The following is a 19,415-nucleotide window of genomic DNA, read 5'->3' as shown; positions in this document are numbered from 1 at the left end:
CAGACAAATGCAGTTAAAAATAAAAATTGAATACCCCTATCTACTTAATCATCAGTCTTACTTTCTTTCTAATATTGGCTTGTTTAACATCTATTATGTAAATACCTGAGTTTAATTCCTTATTAATAGGAATTGCTTTGATTAAATCTGACGGAGAATGAATAGCTTGATAATGTCTTCTACCTTGCAAATCAAAGATCGTAACTTGAATATTTTGTTCTGCGTGGAAGCCAGATAATCTTAATCTAATATTATTAGCGCTTGTAGGATTAGGAACTGCTGATAAATCAGTTTCCTGAATTCTACTAATTTCAAGCACATCAGAATATTCGAAATTACCATCAAAATCTACTTGTCTTAATCTATAGTATGTTTTTCCTGCTAAAGGAGAATAATCAATAAAACCATAATCAATTAATTCCTTAGAGTCACCACTTCCATTTACTACTCCAAGTACATCAAACTGCTTTCCATCAAAAGATCTTTGAACTTCAAAGAAATCATTATTATGTTCTGAAGCAGTTTGCCAATTTAACTCTACTCTATTGGGTTTATTATCTGCTATAAAGTAAGTAAATTCAACTGGTAATGGGTTTGCTGCATCAGTTGAGCCCATAATGAAAATCTTTTCACTGAAGGACTGAGAAGAAGCTGATCTAACAATACCTGCACTTTGGGTTCCAAGTCCATTCGGAAAAGTACCTCCCAAATTATCCCATTCGCTTGTTGTAGTATTATATACCATTACAGTTAACTGCCCTCTATCAGCTGATCCAGCAGCAACATCTGTTTCAATTCCCCATGATAACTCAACACTTGATACAGTACCACCTGTAGAATTATCGGATATTACATAATATTCTCCTTGCTGTAGTGTTTGAATAGTAGGATCCGAAGTGCTCATATCGTCCACTTCAGCTCTATCTGTGACAACATTTCCTTCAAAGAACTGAGCCTCCCAAGTATAACCAGCATTTACCCCATTAATTCTAGCGGGTCTCCAACGATCAACACTACCTATTGGGAAGGTAAAGCTTTCTCCTGCAGCTAAAGGCTTAATTACTTTACCCGTTATGTAAGAATTACTACTACCTCTAGCAGGAGATACGGTTGCAGCTGAGCCTAATATAACATCATTTCCATTTGAAATGATTTTACCATCGGTTAAAGACAATGAACTTGTTACTTCAATATTCCCTTGAAGTGAAAAGTTTTGAGATCCACTTCTATTATTAAATTCTATACTATAAAGTGAGTTAGAACCAGTTAAATCCCCTATTATATTCTGCTCAAATGAATCACTATTTAAAATCAGCCTCGAAGATTGTGAATTAACATTTCCTGAAATAAACTCAAAATTCTCTCTCAATGCTATAAAACTAGATCCACTACCCATATTAAAATTTCCACCGTTAACATAAATATCTCCTAGTATTCCTATACCGCCTGCTGATGCAACATTAAATTGTCCTCCGATCAATGAAATATCACGATCAATAAATAATCGTGAGCTACCTCCACTTCCAGTAGATACTACTCCTGAATTAACAATAAGATTATTTCGTACTGTTAAACGTCTATTTGAAGATAAATTAACATTTGATCCATCAACAACCATATCTTCACAAATTGTCACATTATTATTTGGGAAATTTCTAACACCAGTTACTCCATTTCCATTATCATCACTAAGTACCAATCTTCTAAGAGATGAAATTCCTGCTAAAATTGAATAATCTCCATCACCAGCATATTCTAAACCACCACCTGAGCAAGAAAAGAAAGTTCCATAGTCAGCCGTAGGTAATGGCGCATTACTGCTATTACTAGTAATTTTGAGATTACCTGTACCCTCTAGAATACCTAATCTGTGACCGTCCGTATCATCAATATTTAAGGTAGCGCCATTTTCTATTATAGTTTTATATAAACGAACATTATCAGTATTAAATGTAACTTCTGTACCGCTACTTACTATTAATACAGCTCCTGAAGGTGCTACACCATCTGTCGGTAAATTCTCAACGTAAGTATTTGTATTGGTAACATCACCCAATATAGCTTGGGTTGTGTAGGTAGCGACATTATCTGGAATAGCTTGATCTATACCTGCAAAATAATCTCCACTAATATTATTACTATTTACTGCGTTAAACTTTAAGCTTGCAGGAAATAAAATCTGATTTGCCGTTTCATCAACCTCTGTTTCAGAAAACTTATTGATCTCATTTGTTGGATTGTCAAAGGCTAATATTGCTGCAGCTATATAGTCTGCCTCAGTAAAACCACCCTCTGCAACTACTACATCAGACTGATCATAAGAAAAATTCACATCTGCAGAGAAGTTTGTTAAACCTGTAGATCTAAGAGTCCAATAATACTGCAATACATTATTGATATCACCAGAAGCGAAGAAATTATCACCATCATTCACCACTGGGTGGAATTCATTTGCAGGTCTTACCGCAATTGAACCTAGACTTGTGCCTGAATTACCTGTACCAAAATCTATTTCTACAGGAGTATAATCATCTTCACCCACAGGATATATGAATACCCCATTCGTTCCTGGGGAAAATACTTTTGATAATCCGTTATCTGTAAATGAACTATTGGTACGCACCATATTAGTTACTGAGAAAGAACTATTGGTAGTAATATCAGCATTCTGCCCTATTACAACTGATGAACTTCCGATATTAAAAATACCTCCATTCATTTCAAGATCTCCATTAATAGTAAAGTTATAACCATTTCCTTCAGGAATAATTACTCCCGATGGATTCGATATGGTTACAACTCCTAAATCTGTAACCCCAGCTGTTAAGCGTTGTAATTGCTGTTGTGTAGCTCCAGAAAATACTAATGCTCCACCTGCAGCACTAGATATTTCTCCCTCTATCACTGCATTGCTTTTCAAATCAATGATATTTCCATTATCATTAATTACTCCGCTTTCATGACTGAATAAACCGTTCACAACTATTGGATTTCCTACTAAATTAAGAGTCCCCTCTGCATTTTTTGTGAATTCAAAAAATGTTACAGGATTGGCTCCACTAATATTTTGGCTAATACTTGATAAAAACTGAGTATTGTTTCCTGAAGCTGTAAAAGTACCATTATTAATAAGATCACTATTTAACAATAAATCTATTCCGTTGGCATTAAATGAAGCTCCATTTTGAATATCTAAGTCACCATTAAGTTCTAAGGCATTTACATTAGTAATAACAGTTGGATTATTGACGCCTTCAATTGTTAGACCTGCTAAAGGCACGTTAGCGTTTATCCCTATATTTCCTTGTCCTGTGTCGTTCGCACGAATTATTATAGGTCTGCTAATACTAAAATCTGTTGGTAGTATCCTAATCGCAGCTACAGTTGGCGCACCAGTATTTTGTCTTCTAACTATGAGATCACCTGCAGTATAAGTAAACTCACTACCCTCATTTCTAATTTCGAAAACACTTCTATCTGCTTCTGGAGCAGCATTTACTCCTACTTCTACGATACCTCCAGTTTGTCTATATTTTAATACCCCTGCAGTAGTACCAAGACCTCCACGGATTTGTGAACCCACTAATAGTGACCCATCAGAAACCTCAATTAAAGCATTTCCAGATGCAGAATACTCAATAAAATTATTACCGTTTCCTGCGCCAGTCATATCTAGAGTACCACCATCAATGATTAAAGCACCATCTAATATAATTCCCGAATCATCTCCTCCTACATTAGCTAAGCCCTGAGTGATTTGTAAACTGGCAGTAGCTGGAATTACAAAACTATCTCCACCAGTAGTTAGGTCGATATCAATAGCATTGTCATTTAATATCAATGTTCCGTTTTGTAGTTCTAAAGCTTTATCAGTACCATCGGACAGCCCATTGAGAGAAAAATCATCATTAAATCTAAATATACTCGACTGATTTGTTCCCTTATTTGCAATGACCCTGAAAAGTTCCGGTTCAGTAAAATTAGGATTAAAATTATTAAAAGAGCCACTTACATCGCCAGCTAATTCTAATACTATGTTGTTTTCAGTTAATGAATTATAAAAGTCAATAATTCCTCCTCTATTATTGTTATTAGAACTTTGATAAAGATTTATATCACGATTTACAATGAGTCGATGTCTAGTCCCATTAGAATTCCCAGGTAGAACAGCCAAATAATTATCACCAGATTGGCCTCCAGTAACATCACCAATATTTATACTCCCACCTACCGAAACAGTATGAGCATTTGACCCATTAGGAAAATACATACTAGCATAACCGAAATCCATTCCAATTTGCAAGTTACCTGCAATCTCAATATTACCTCCAACTAATAATGCAGGTTTATTTGCTATCTGTAATTCAGAGTTTACTATGATATCATTATTGAAGGTAATTACACGCTGCAAACCATTTCCTGTCCCCGTTCCATACGGTAAGTTTGCTGCGTTATTAGAGCCTGCACTAGTAATTCTGAGAATTGGAAATGTGGATGGAAAAGTTGGCATAATCGCTGCATTTCCCTCACCACCTGTTCCCTCATGGGAATAATTCCATATACTATTAGGTTCAGAAACAAACAAACCAAAATCTGTAGCATCTTCTACGAATGTTGGAATATCAGCTGTAGAATTAAAAAATATTTGAAACTCACCTTCTCCTTCAACGTCTCCAAGCCTATGGTTAAAAATCCCAGCATCGAAATTTAATCGTGCAGTTGCAAAGGAAGGTGTTGGTGAAGGATCTTCCTCAAATATAATTTTTGCAACTTCTAGTCTGACATTAGCTCGGGTTCTTAACCTAGCACCATCAACCCTAGATCTACCTAGAATAGCAATATCTCCTGGTCCTGGCTCAGCGTTACCTGCTGAAGGTCCATCCACTGAGACTAATGACCAAGCATTATTTTGTGTCCAATTCTGATCTTGCTGTGCTCCCCCTAATTTTCTTGAATAATAAATAGTAGGTGCCCCTACAAATCTACCAGATTCTCCTGCTGTATATGAAGCATTTTCTAGAGGGAAGCCTGAATCAGGATTTGGTCCGTTAAAGGTAATAGTATTATTTACTACATCAACACCTTCAAATTCTGCATCTCCATCGTCTTCATAATTTCTAGTAAATGGAATTTGTTCTAGCACTTTTCCGGCTACGAATGTGCCTTCATTTGCAGATCCATCTAAATCCTCATCATAGTATATCATACTATATTCAACATTAGGCGGTGTATTGAACCCTTCACTGTCTATTTTCCAATAGTAGGATAATATATCACCACCTGTCCCATCGGTAGTGGATAATACCCTATCAACTGGACGGATTGTAATGTATCCTGCATCTGCCAAGCCTGTTACCTCTACAGTAACTGGTGTATATTTTGAATTATTCCTTAACAATCTTGTTGCATCGGTCCCAATGCCTAAAGGGAAAGTATAGGTACCATTGGCTGTCACTAAAAGGGAAAGTCCACCATCTGAAGCATTTCCACTGGTAATGATCATATCAGCGGGTGAAAAAATACCATTTTCAGTACCACCGGAAACAGCACCATCCTGATTTACATCAAAATCTGCTGTACCATTCAAATTATTATCCAGTATATTTATTGTGAGATTATTACTTTGAAGATTAAATCTACCGTGTCTATAATCAAGATAATCAATTTGCAAATCAGAATTTAAAGTAAAAATTTCATCATCGCTATTAAGCTTAATAGCGCCAAACCTAGAAGTATCGGCAGTAATCAATACTGTAGCTGGTCCACCGTCATCTCTGAATTTGATAATATCATTTCTTCCATTAGGATCAGCATCATTAATAGCCAGTGGATTAAAAACGCAAATCTCATCATAATTCAATAATGTATCGGCATACATTCTTATACTATGCGTACCTTGATCAACAGTACCACTCAATACTTTAAAGAAGTCACCATCTATTCTAAATAAATTATTATTGTTGCCATCTCTATTGGTCTTTCCTGACTCAAAAGAAAGAGTTTTACCTGATGGTCTATCTACTAAAACATTCCAAAAACGTTGCTCATCCCCTGTTCCACCAGTTCTATTTAAAAAAGTTAATGTGGCATTATCAGTTCCAATAAAGGAAGTAGTATTTCGCTTACCTCCAGCAAATTCATAATCCCCACCTGCTTCAATGGTAAAATCACTTCCTATTGTGACATCATTTCCATTATGATCAAAATTAATATCTTGTTCAATCGTGAAATTATTTAATACAATTAATTCAGGATTAGTAATGGTATTACCTCCAGATGTTGAAGTTATTAAATCCACTTCATCCGCATCGCCAGCTTGATCCCTTGCTACTTCAAAATCCCAGAAAGGAACTCTGGTAGATACTATGGCACTAGTGCCATTTCTATTTTCAACTCTTACTGTTCCTCCTGTTACTGAGAAATTTCCAGGACCACTGTTGATAAATATAGCCTCTCCTCTATTTCCATATACTGTTAAAGTACCACCAGACATATTGAATACGGCATCTTCGGTATCTAAACTAAATAAACTGTATGTACCGCTGGTTTCGCCTGGCTGTCCTTCGTTGGCCCTCACCAAAACATCTCCTCCTGATTGTGTATAAGAGTAAATTCCATTTCCACCACCTGCAGACCTAAATTGAGAAACATTTACAGTTCCGCCTTCGATAAGAACTTCTCCTGCATCAGCATTCCAAAAAATAAAGCCAGCACTTGCTCTAGTACCAAAAAAACCATCTGTTATTCTGAATTTACCATACAAAGAAAGTGCTTGGTTACTTCCTCCTCCGTTTACACCGATTGCTCCTGCAGGCACTTGACCGGCATTGTCAGCAGTAGAATAAACTTCAACATTAGGCCCATCGATCCATAACCCAGCAGTAGCACCAATGGCATAGTCACCATTTCCTCCATTTCTATTGCCCTCAGAAAGGGTTGGTATGATAATATCACCTGAAAGATGCAATGTACCTCTATAAATCCAAAGTGCTTTTCTAATTTCTGGATTTTCAGCTGTAAAGCCTCCACCACTATTTCTTCCGACATCATTAGGACCAAAAAGAGAAAAGTTAGCTGAATTATCAGAATTAATCTCAATTTCAAAGGTCTCATCTGTGCCCTTATCAACTACTAGATTGTAAAAATCAGTTGTACCAAATAAAGAAGCCGTATTATTCGTAGCTCCTTCAAACCGAACCGTAGCGGCACCAGTAGTGGTAAATTCATTATAAACTGGACTTGCTTGATTGGTAAACCTAACATTACCTTGATTTAAGAAATCTCCTTTAATAATTACTTGGTGATAAATATTATGGTAATTACCTGAAGATGGCATGTTATTAGCATTAATAGAAAATGTTCCTGTTGTATTCCCTGTCCCTACGCTTATAGCTCCATTTGTATCTACGAATAATGTACCGTTTACTTCGAGGGTTTTAATAGTGGTAGATAAATTGTCATTAATCTGTAAATCACCAGACATTATTGTAAGATCGCCATTGCTCACTAAATCAGCCATTAACACTAAGTCATCAGTATTATTGTCTAAATTTATAATTACGTCATTAAAAACTCTATTTTCATTCACCGTCAATCCCGTTCCGTAATACTCAACTGTTCCTCCAATAAAATTATCCGCAAAATCAGTTGTATTTCCTTGAGGGAAATTACCTATCCCAGCAGCTCCGGCTAATCTTATACGACCGTTTCCTCTAATATTCGTGAAATTATGCCCTGAGGTATTAGCAATATCTAAGGTTCCTATTACCTCTATATCTGTAACATTTCTATTATCATTAATCAATGTTACCGTAGTAGCATTATTAATCACGACATTATCAGTAGCGTCAGGAATTTCATTTCCTGGATTATTCGGAAGTGGTGTAGCTGAACCATCTAGAGTCCAAATATTTGGATCATTCCAATCTCCTGATAGTCTCGAATACCATGTTTGATTGGGTTGTCCTGCTACAGGGCTATCCGTATTATTGGTTGTTCCTAAAGTGTAAATACCATCAAGCAAGTCAGCATCGCTAACAATAAATTCAATTCTTCCGGCATTCAGCGACTTATCAACAGCCGCGATGGGAACAATATCAAAAGTTCCTGCATTTTCTCTTAAAAGAACATAATTATCTACATCTCCAGCAGGAAAAAGACCTCCTGGAATCCCTTCTGAAATATTAAAACCTATGGTAGCATTAAGAGTCCCGGTTTTATCAAGATACCAAGTTTTAGCCCACCTTTCCTGAACTGTTGCTCCTAAATTAGAAGTAGATACTGCATTTGCAGAGTTATCATCTCCGAACAATACAAATTCACCATTTGCATCTAATGTTCCATCTCCAGTCAAATAAAAGCCATTATTACTATTTGTGAGTATTTGGTCACCTGATTGCTGACCAATTCCTGTTACATTAAAATCATAATTACCATTAGCTGGTGTGTCTCCAGCATAAAATTCATTATCATCTAATGTAATGTCATATTTAGAAGCCAAATAGTTTTGTACGAGTACTTGTTGAGCTTCATTTAGAGCATCTGAATATATAATTAATTCGGCAATTTCAATATCGCTAAATTCACCTACTGCTTCAAATCTACCTATGGCCGCATCCACAAAAGCACTTAATTGTGCATTATTATTTCTAGTACCAATTAATCGACCATTCTGGTAAAGCGCACGCTGAGCCGTGCCCAGGCTGCTGTTTAACCTAAATCCAAAAATACCAAAGTTAGGAGTGGTTGCATTAGCTGTACTACCGTCACCCCCAGTATATCCAGCATTATGGTCATTACCCCAATGATGTGAATGTAGAGCTCCGGTATTAAAATATGGGTGTAAATTTTGATTAGTAGCGCCTACAGAACCTCCCATAATTACCTCTCTTCCATTGGATTTTCGAGTTCCGACTAGTAAAATTGTATAGTCTGTTCCAACTAAAAGATTACCATCAAATGGAAGAAAATCATCCGTACCGTCAAAACTAACTGCTGAGAAATCATAGTTAGCATCAGAAGCATTTTTAAAAGTAGGTCTTGATGTTCCGGATTGGCTTAAATTATTTGAGTTACCAGATTTATCATTCCAATTACTTACAGGATCATTGTTATTCAATCCTAAATCTCCTGCCTCTAACCAATAAATTGTTTCAGGTTGTCCGTTACTTCCATCGGCATTACCAATTCCCGCAGGACCAGATTGTCCAAATATATTACTGGTAATTGAGCAAATAAAAATGAGAGCAAGTAGATAGAATTTTTTCATATCAGTTCTTTAATTAATAGCATTATCATTAGTTATATAAATTTAAAAACATACAACCAATAACTTAATCAAGCAAAAATACAGTACTTTTTTCTATATTTATATGATTTTACAGTTAAATGTTACGTTTAATCGTTCAGAAGTACGAAAAAACCGATGAAGCAAGTGTTTTTAGCTAATTATCCTCGTTTATTCGTTCATTCACTGCCCTAATTGACTAAAAATTAGGTTATTATTTAATCTTCCAATCAAATCCCAAAAAGAAATTTCTACCTGTCATACTACCATAATTGTAGGCTGCATCAAAAAACTCTCCAAAGCCTAAAGGTGCCGTTTGATCTTGAGTGCCACTTAGGGGGGATAAGCTTTGTGTATTATCAAAGACATTACGCACTCCAGCGAACACCTCTAAATTCTTAAAATTCTTTCTTAATTTAATATTATGGAGGGTGAAATCAGGAGAAAAAGTATCTCTTATGCTTACAATTTCCCCTGCAGGATTGACTTCATATACTTCTGGTAAGGCAGTTGGCCCGTTCCAATTGAAACTATAATTAAGCTTTATATTGAAAGGAAAGCTATATTCTAATGAACCGACAGCGGACCAATCTCTTGAATAAATAATCGGAACTTCCTCTAACGATCCACTTTCATTTTCTTCTGCTTGACGTGCATTTTGCCACTGTGCCCCTGCGTTAAAAAATAAATCTGAGCCTATTTGATGATTAATATTTAAGCTAAGCCCCCTTGTAAAAGCATAGGCCTCAGAATTTTCATAAATAATAAATCCGGGCGTATCGTAATCAGGAATAATTTTATTGGTGAAATACGTATAGAATCCATCGAATTCAATATTACCTTGCTGATTACCAATAGTATAAACCTGCTGATATCCTAATCCTACATTAAACGATCTTTCAGGATTTAGCTCTTCTTGAATTAGTAGTTCCCTTTGACCTGAAACAAAAGCATGATCTTCTGTGAAAAGATTGACCACTCTAAAACCTGTGCCACTGTTGAATCTCAAATTTGCCCAATCACTTAATTGGTATTGAACATTTAATCTTGGTGAGAAAATTAATCCATGTAAATTATAATAATCTAATCGAGCTCCTGAAAGTATTCTCCATTCATTTGAAATACTCCATTCATCTTGCACGAAAACACCAGGAATAATTTGAATGCTCGGTTCGTTACTGCCTTCATCTTGGGTTGCAGCAGAATTATCATCATAATAACTAATTCTTTGACTGAAACCGGCTAATACATTATGATTCCCAATTGTATGTTCTGATATCAAATTGACAAATGCTTGATGTTGTTCAGCCTGATAAAATGTATCTCCATAATAACTATCTTGCCAATGCTGGCTAGCGGAGAACTGTAGTTCAAATGGAGATTGCCCAAACTTTTTATTCCCAAAAAGCTCCCATCTGTTGGTGTAAATACTTTCCCCATAAACCTGATCACTACCTCTTAGTTGTCTGTAATTTCGATCTTGAACAAATTCTCGTACACCATTTCTTCTGTCCTCAAAAAAGTACTTCCCTCCAATAGAAAATTGCTTTTCTTCATTTTCAGAAAAATTAAATACAGAAAATCGATCTCTCAATAATAAGTCGGAAAATAAATCCCCATTTTCGTCTATAAATTGATTCGCTACATCCCAATGAACACCAGAAAAATGCTTCCAATTTTCACCTTTATATTGACCAATGAAATTACCTTTCCATTCACCAAATTGAGAGTAACTGGAGTTTAAATTAAAACTACTCTCCTCTGCATGGGGCGTAATAATATTAATCACACCAGCCATAGCCTCTGATCCATAAAGAGTAGAACCGGGACCTCTTACCACTTCTACTTTCTCCATCATATCAGTTGGAATACTATTTAATCCATAAACCGTAGCCAAATTGCCGTAAATGGGTATACCATTTATTAGTAATGAGGTATAAGCACCTTCCAAACCATTTATACTGATTTCGTTAGTATAACATACCCCACAAGCTACGTTTTCTTGAATCCCATTGACCATAGAAATATTTTCCATTAGGTTTCCTGAACCCTGTGAAAAATCATTAAGAAAATCTGCTTTAAAGACTTCCACTTTTACTGGTGAATTCCGTAAACTCCTTGCTTGCATTTGCCCGCTCACTACTACTTCATTTAAGCCTAATTTATCAGGAATAAGTTTTATTTGATTTGTTTTGGTTAAATCTAACTCAGGAATTCGTAATTTATATTTTTGATAACCCAGATGCGAAATTGTTATTTCAGTTGATCCTGACTTTAATTCAAGTAATAAAAATCCTTTATCATTTGCAGTAGCACCATATTGCAATACCTCATCATATGCTGTTGCAAAGGGTAGTAGTGAATTGTTTTCATCTAAAATCTCAAGCTTTAAAGTCTGTGCAAAAGAGACTGAAACAGCCCCTAAAAAGCTCATAACGAATAAAATAGAGTAAAATAAATAATTCATCAATTATTTTTTAGGTTAATCTAAAATTATTTTAATACAAATATATAATTAATAATTAGAAGACTAAATTTAAATAAAAAGGTTTCCCGAAATTGAATAATTTTTGAATATTCAATTTTTATTAACTTGCATGAAATCTAATAGCAATGAGAACTATATTATCATTTATTCTAGTAATTCAATCAGTGCTAGTGATTGCTCAGGAAGACAGCATATCGATTACTACCGATAGACCTGGATTTTCAGAGTATTCAGCTACTATCCCTAGAGGTTACTTTCAAATAGAGGGTGGATTTTCCTTTGAAAATAGTACTGTAAATCCCACAGACCGATTACAATTAATTAACTGGAATAACACCTTAATAAAATATGGTTTGACTAATGGATGGGAGTTACGACTAGGCCAAACGTATCAAAGCGAACGATTATTAGAAGCAGGCACTAGTCCACAATTTATTTGGAGAAGTTTCTCAGGTCCTGTAGTGATAGGGACTAAATTCAACTTATTAAATGAAGCAGGCTTAACCCCACAAACTGCTTTGGTGGTGGAATATGGTTTTAATACATTCGCTCCTGAAACATTCCTTAACAATAGTTTTTACAGAATACAACTCTCTTCAAAATACACATTAAATGATGCTTGGTATGTAATGGCAAATTTAGGCTATGACAAAGGATTTAATGATTTCGGAAGGTTACGATATACTTTAAATTCAGGCTATAGTATTAATGAGAAATTGAGCGTGTTTGCTGAAATTTATGGTTTTAAATCAGAGGTATTAACGCCTCTTAATTATTTTGATGGAGGCTTTACTTATTTAATAAATCCTAAACTTCAATTTGATCTTTCAGCTGGTTTTGATTTAATTCAGCAGCTCAATACTGTTGAATACCAGCAAAGCTTTATAGCAATGGGATTAAGTTATTTATTTAAAGTACAAAAATGAGTTTAAAAGCATTTTACGATAAAGAAAATAGTTTTGAAGCCGGTTGCGATGAAGTAGGCAGAGGATGTTTGGCTGGACCCGTTGTCGCATCTGCCGTTATCTTACCTAAAAACTTTACTCATCCTTATCTCACTGATTCAAAACAATTAAATGCTACTAAAAGAGCCGAATTAGTGGATTTAATTAAGGAAGAAAGTATAGCTTGGGCAATTGGTGAGTGCAGTCCTGAAGAAATTGACCAGCTTAATATTTTGAAAGCTTCCTTTTGGGCCATGCATAAAGCTCTGGATCAACTCAAAACTCAACCCGACTTTTTATTAATAGATGGAAATCGATTTACGCCCTACAAAGAAATTCCTCATCTTTGTGCTATTAAAGGTGATAGTAAATTCTTCAGCATTGCTGCAGCTTCAATTTTAGCAAAAGAATACAGGGATAATTTAATGCGAGAACTTGCTGAGCAGTATCCTCACTATGGTTGGGAAAGAAATGTAGGATATCCAACAAAAGAGCACAGGACAGGGATTCAACAATTTGGAATCACTGAACATCACAGAAAATCATTCCAGCTATTGCCAAGACAATTAGAAATATTCAATAAATAAACTTAATCGAATGAAGGCAAAGAAATTTATAGTAGGATGTGTGCAGGCTACTCCATCCATTTTTAATAAAGAAAAAACATTAGATATAATTTTTCATTGGATTAAGAAAGCCGCTGAGCAGGATGTAAAATTATTAGTGTTCCCCGAGAGTTTTATCCCTGTTTATCCTGCAGGTTTAGGGTTTGGAACTGTGGTAGGCAGCAGAACAGAAGAAGGCAGAGATTTATTTAAAGAATACTGGAACAATAGCATTGAAGCTGAGGGAAAAGAATCCAAAAAAATTGCTGAGTGGGCTAAGGAATTTGGTATGTTTATTTCTATTGGAGTCACTGAAAAAGATACTGTTAGCAAATCTCTTTACTGTACAATTTTATACTATTCACCAAAAGGTGAATTAATGGGGAAACATAGAAAATTAAAGCCTACTGCTGCGGAGCGCTTAATTTGGGGAGAAGGCGATGGGTCAACTCTCACTACATTTAATACTGAGTTGGGTAAAATTGGCGGATTAATTTGCTGGGAAAACTATATGCCTTTAGCCAGAATGTCAATGTATCAAAAAGGTGTTGAAATCTACCTTGCCCCTACTGCTGATTCCAGAGATAGCTGGAATAGCAGTATGATTCATATTGCTTGTGAAGGCCGTTGTTATGTAATCGGAGCAAATCAACTGATTCGAAAAACTGATTATCCTGAACACTTACAGAAGCAATTAGCTGAAGATAGACCTGAAATATTATCAAGAGGCGGAAGTGTAATCGTATCTCCTTTGGGAAAAGTTTTAGCCGGCCCCTTATATAATGAAGAAGGTTTATTGACAGCTGAAGTTGATCATGATGAAATTATAAGAGCTAAAATGGATTTCGATGTAATTGGACATTATGCTAGAAATGATGTTTTTGAATACGCAGCAAAAGATCAACCAGAAATCAAGAATCAAAACTAAATATCTTTTCAGATTTAATATTCTTAATAAATTCCTCATTTTTGCACACCCAAATTTTGATGTGAATGTTTAGAGGAGCAATATTAGTATTTTTAGGTGCCTGTAGCTTTGGAGTACTCACTACCTTAGTAAAGATTTCTTATTCCGAAGGCTTTACTTTGGCTGAAGTAACTGGAGCACAAGTATTTTTTGGAGCAATTATACTGTGGCTAATACTTGCAGGAAGAGCACTTTTTCAGCAAATCAAGTTCAAATTCACATGGAGGAATAGTTGGAAAGTATTGATTACTGGTATCAGTACAGGTTTAGTAAGTTTATGTTATTATAAATCCATTCAAGAACTACCTGCTTCAATAGGGATTTTATTATTGATGCAATTTACGTGGATTAGTCTTTTGCTAGAGATTATTATTCATAAGAAATTCCCAACTGCTACTCAGTGGATATCAGTAATTTTCATTTTGCTAGGAACCTATTTAGCAGGTAATGTTTATGATTTTACTAACATCCCCTTTAGTTTGGAAGGCATAGGTTATGGTTTTCTAGCTGGCTTTTTCTATGCAGTATTTATTTGGGCAAACGGCAGAGTGGGTAATGCACTAATTCCAGTGCAGAAAAGCGCAATGATGATAACGGGCTCTTGTATCTTTATATTTATAATTTTTCCTCCTGAATTTTTATGGAATGGAAGTTTGAGTGAAGGACTTTGGTCATGGGGGTTGATTTTCGCATTATTCGGGACGGTAATTCCACCCCTATTCTTTGCTTATGGAATTCCACAAACCGGGGTTGGTTTGAGTAGCATCTTGAGCTCTGCTGAGTTACCCGTTGCTGTTTTCTTCTCTAGCTGGCTTCTCGCAGAAGAAGTAACTCCATTACAATGGGCAGGAGTAGCAATTATTATGCTTGCTATTATTATTCCTAATCTAAGAAAAGCAATAAGAGAGAAAAGTCTATAAAAAAAGCCAGCTTAATAGCTGGCTTAAGATTTATCTGCCCCATTCTGAAGGATTTTCTCTCCATTCACTTAGGGTTTCAAGTTCATCCGGCTGAATTAATTTTTTTGCCAATGCTTCATCTAACAAATGAGTATAATCACTTAAACAAACCAATTTTATCTCTGCCTTTTTAAAATTCTCATGAGCCACATCAAAACCGTATGTGAAAATTGCTGCCATACCTAGTACTTCTGCTCCTGCAGCTTTAATAGCTTCTGCGGCTTTTATTGAGCTCCCTCCTGTTGAAACTAAGTCCTCCACCATCACTATCTTTTGTCCCTTTTCTATTTTACCTTCCACGAGATTCTCCATTCCATGACCTTTCGGCTTAGAACGAACATACATAAAAGGTAAATCTAATGATTCAGCTACTAGGGCTCCTTGTGGAATACCCGCTGTTGCAACACCTGCAATACCTTGGGCATCAGGATAGGTAGATCTGATTACGTCTGCTAGATAATGCTTAATGATTGTTCGAGTTTCTGGAAATGATAATGCTAAACGATTGTCACAGTAAATTGGTGAGTTCCAACCTGATGCCCACTTAAATGGTTCATTGGGACGGATCTTTATAGCTCCAACATCTAATAATTCTAAGGAAATGGCTCTGGCAACTTCTGGTTTAGCAATCGTGATCATGAGAAAATTTTATTTATATAGTTATGCGAATTTAATATATTTATTCGCAAGGCTGAAACAAAAATCACTCATTAGATTATTTTATCAAGCTTTACTCGATAAATTATTGTACTGTTACGACCGACTTAAGATTTTGCTTTATTAATTTATATAATTCAGAATTAGACGGCTTAGGTGCATAGGCATCTATTATTTGGCTATTTTCATCAATCAAAATGTAATGAGGAATACCATAAAGCCTCAATTCTTTATAAACTTTCTTTCTATCTTTAGCTAGCAAATGTAAACCAGCGGATTTATGCTTGATCAGAAAGTCATTCCAATCAGCTTTAACTTTATCAACTGAAAGATAGACAAACTCAATATTATCATCTTGAAAATGCTTCTCTAGTTTTTTTGAATATGGAATTTCCATTATACATGGTTTACACCACGTTGCCCAAATATCTAAATAAACTAGTTTTCCTTTCAAATCATGTAGCGAAACCAAGGTTGAATCTTTGATTATACCTGATAAATTAGGAATTAGAGTTCCAGGATTAAGGGTTTCTGCTTCTGATTTTAGCTCCTTTAACGAAGTTATAAAATTTGAATTTTCAAACTCAATTTGAAAATTTTCCAGAGCTGAAATATTGACACTATCTAAGCCAGAGGATAAAATTTTTAAGTATATAGATTGAGCAATTAGCCATTCTCTCATCTTTGGATCAACATTAGCCGCTTTTATTACTCCAATTGCTTTCAGCAGTTGATTATCGGGTTCTGAAATATTGTTTCTTGATATCTGAGGATAGATAACAGAATTAATATATAAATCTAAAAAAGCACTTGCATCAATATTATTATTGCCAAATTCAAGATCTGAAATTTTATAATCATCACTACTTAATAAATATTGGGTTTCCTCATTCAATTCAGATTTCAAATCATAATTTACCGTTGCGTAAAAAAGCTTTTGGAGTGCCATTTTTGTCTCAAAATAGCTAACTAATACTCTTTTAAAATTTTCATTATTAAAATCATTAATTACACTATTAAAAGATTTTTCTATGAAACTATTTCTTTTTTTAAAAGCGTTAAAATCCAATTTTAAAAAATCATATCCATAATTATTATCAAAGATAGTTTGCAACTTTCTAAAATAAGATTGAAATAATTCGGCATCGCTTTTTGGTTTCTGCTTATCATTAGTCAAAAATGAAAATCTTATTTTAAATCCAGGTTCCAAATAAATATTATAAAGTGAATCATTTACTTCTAAATTGGCATATGTTGATGATTTAATATCTAAAATTATATCAGTATTTTCATTAATTGATTTTGGAATTTGAATCTGTTTCTGTGATAACAAATCAAAATAATAAATCTTGACACTATCAATATTCACATCCTTATCAAAAATAATTGTGGTTTCATCATTCTCCTTTTCAGTACATGAAGAAATGCTTAATAATAAAACTAACAACAAGAAAAAAAGTGCAGGTCTGATCATCTATATAATTTTTAACTCAAAGTATATATAAAGTAATACTTCATTAAATATTGTATTAAATCTCTAAATCCTATGTTATAAAGTAACGGTCCCATATTTACTAATTCTTAACTTTCCTTCATCATCTAATAGCCGAATTATGGAAATAACCTCTTCCTTTGAATGGTCTTTGATGTTTTCAGCAATTTGATCAATTGTCATTTCACCATTTTCAAGTAACTGAATCACAAGATTTTCTAAATTGCTATTTTGAACTTTATCTTTCTTTTTACTCAGGCAGACATCACAAACCCCGCAGTTCTGATCATTATATTCACCAAAATATTGAAGTAATTTCAAGGTTCTACAAACCAATTCATTTTCAGTATAATTTTTTACTGCCATTAACTTAGCCCATTTACTCTGTTTGCGTTCTTCTAACCTCTTTTTGTTAATAGGTAATTTATTAGCATCTAAGCGTGCTTGCAGAAATGTTAGCTGTGGTGAATCTGATTTAGGAGTATAATCCACAACCCCTTCTTTATTCAGATAATTTAATTGCTTTACCACCTCATAGGGGCTCATCTCAGCCATTTTGGCTACTTGTAATTCATTTATGAAAATAACTTGCTGATAAAGCTCCCCTCCATAAATTCTCAAAACCGTTTTAATAAGCTTTTCAAATTTTGCATTAGCAATTTCATAAGCATAGAGATCCTTGTAATCCATATTGATGTGCAAAGCTGAAGGTCTGTAAAACTGTTCATTCAACTGAATAAAGCCTTCTTCCTCCAGAATTTTTAAAGCATTAAACACTTTATAAACCTCATATTGATAGTGCTGACAAAAATCTAAAATTTCAAAGGTATAATTTTGCATCTCACCAGACCCAATAGCGATTTTAAAGTAATTAGCCAGCGATTGATATAATTTTTTAAGGAATTCCAGATCCGGATGAGCCAGTTCAAAACGCTCTTCCATTTCTTTAAAATCCTGCTCATGATATAGCGCAACTGCATAGGCTGGTTTTTCATCTCTTCCTGCCCTACCTGCTTCTTGATAATAAGATTCTAAATTATCTGGCAACTCCCAATGAATAACGGTCCGTACATCTGCCTTATCGATCCCCATTCCAAAAGCATTAGTGGCTACAATTATTCTTGTCCTATTATTTAACCATGCATCTTGTTTGGCATTTCTGTCTGCTTGGGATAATCCTGCATGATAGTAGTCTGCTGCAAAGCCATTCTTTTGTAAGGATTGAGCGATTTCTTTTGTCCGTCTTCTATTTCTGGCATATACAACTGAACTTCCTGGGATTTTGCTTAATATTTCAAATAGCTTAGACTCTTTATTATCAACATTCCGAACTGAATAGGATAAGTTATCACGAGCAAAGCTTTTTTGGAATACATTAGCCTTACTAAAATTAAGCTTATCCTGAATGTCTATTTTAACTTCTTCAGTTGCAGTGGCTGTTAGCGCTATACAGGTTAAATCTGGATAAACTTCTCTGAAGTTACTAATCTCTAAATAGGGAGGACGGAAGTCATATCCCCACTGAGAAATACAATGCGCCTCATCTATTGCGAGAAGATTGAGGTTCATCTTTTTAACTCGTTCAGCAAATAATTCAGTTTTAAGTCTTTCAGGAGAGATATAGAGAAACTTATAAGCGCCATGAGCCGCATTGTCCAATAATATATCTATCTCTCGATAGGTCATTCCAGAATAAATTGCTGCAGCAGGAATATTTCTTTTCTTCAATTGCTCAACCTGATCCTTCATTAAAGCAATCAAAGGAGAAATCACCAGGCATAAACCTTCCGACATAAGAGCAGGGACTTGAAAGCAAATAGACTTCCCTCCTCCGGTGGGTAATAATGCCAAAGTATCTGAACCTGAATGAACCGATTCAATGATATCCTCCTGCATGGGCCTGAAAGCTTCGTAGCCCCAGTATTTCTGAAGAATATCAATGGCATTAGATTTTTGCATATTAGAACTTATACGATTTCACACCCTAATACTGCATAATTATAGATTTTATCTGAAA

The 19,415-nt window shown here is 34.9% G+C and carries 9 protein-coding genes; 4 read left to right on the top strand and 5 right to left on the bottom strand.

The window, feature by feature from the left end; all coding sequences use genetic code 11:
• Nucleotides 1-40 precede the first annotated feature (40 nt).
• Together QYS47_RS06965 and QYS47_RS06960 are read right to left on the bottom strand one after the other, a co-directional pair.
• Complete coding sequence (locus QYS47_RS06965; protein WP_322348167.1) at nt 41-9,268, bottom strand: T9SS type A sorting domain-containing protein; 9,228 nt, start codon at nt 9,266-9,268, stop codon at nt 41-43.
• A gap of 232 nt (nt 9,269-9,500) precedes the next feature.
• Nucleotides 9,501-11,753 (bottom strand): TonB-dependent receptor, encoded by a 2,253-nt coding sequence (locus QYS47_RS06960; protein WP_322348166.1) that lies wholly within the window; start codon nt 11,751-11,753, stop codon nt 9,501-9,503.
• Nucleotides 11,754-11,899: 146 nt separating this feature from the next.
• On the opposite strand from QYS47_RS06960, the gene QYS47_RS06955 reads away from it, so the two are divergent.
• From QYS47_RS06955 to QYS47_RS06940, 4 genes are all read left to right on the top strand, one after another.
• A complete protein-coding gene (locus tag QYS47_RS06955; protein ID WP_302099651.1) occupies nt 11,900-12,700 on the top strand; it encodes a transporter in 801 nt (266 codons plus the stop codon).
• Nucleotides 12,697-13,305 carry a ribonuclease HII gene (locus QYS47_RS06950; protein WP_302126993.1) on the top strand — a complete coding sequence of 203 codons (609 nt, stop codon included), beginning with the start codon at nt 12,697-12,699 and terminating at the stop codon, nt 13,303-13,305. Before QYS47_RS06955 ends, QYS47_RS06950 begins: the two co-directional genes overlap by 4 nt.
• A gap of 10 nt (nt 13,306-13,315) precedes the next feature.
• On the top strand, nt 13,316-14,251 hold the full coding sequence (locus tag QYS47_RS06945; RefSeq protein WP_322348165.1) for a carbon-nitrogen hydrolase family protein: 936 nt from the start codon (nt 13,316-13,318) through the stop codon (nt 14,249-14,251).
• 65 nt (nt 14,252-14,316) lie between these two features.
• Nucleotides 14,317-15,210, top strand: a complete 894-nt coding sequence (locus QYS47_RS06940; protein WP_322348164.1) for an EamA family transporter — start codon at nt 14,317-14,319, stop codon at nt 15,208-15,210.
• A 30-nt stretch (nt 15,211-15,240) separates the two neighbouring features.
• On the opposite strand, the gene pyrE is transcribed toward QYS47_RS06940, so the two are convergent.
• The 3 genes from pyrE to QYS47_RS06925 form a co-directional block, all read right to left on the bottom strand.
• A complete protein-coding gene (gene pyrE, locus QYS47_RS06935) occupies nt 15,241-15,888 on the bottom strand; it encodes an orotate phosphoribosyltransferase (protein WP_302099648.1) in 648 nt (215 codons plus the stop codon).
• 103 nt (nt 15,889-15,991) lie between these two features.
• A complete protein-coding gene (locus tag QYS47_RS06930; protein ID WP_322348163.1) occupies nt 15,992-17,380 on the bottom strand; it encodes a TlpA family protein disulfide reductase in 1,389 nt (462 codons plus the stop codon).
• Nucleotides 17,381-17,455: 75 nt separating this feature from the next.
• Complete coding sequence (locus QYS47_RS06925) at nt 17,456-19,357, bottom strand: RecQ family ATP-dependent DNA helicase (RefSeq protein ID WP_322348162.1); 1,902 nt, start codon at nt 19,355-19,357, stop codon at nt 17,456-17,458.
• Nucleotides 19,358-19,415 lie beyond the last annotated feature (58 nt).

It is taken from the genome of Marivirga arenosa, from assembly GCF_030503875.2.
In the GTDB taxonomy this organism is placed as follows: domain Bacteria; phylum Bacteroidota; class Bacteroidia; order Cytophagales; family Cyclobacteriaceae; genus Marivirga; species Marivirga arenosa.
The sequence above is the reverse complement of the archived record's forward strand: the minus strand, read 5'-3'. Positions and strand labels throughout refer to the sequence as shown.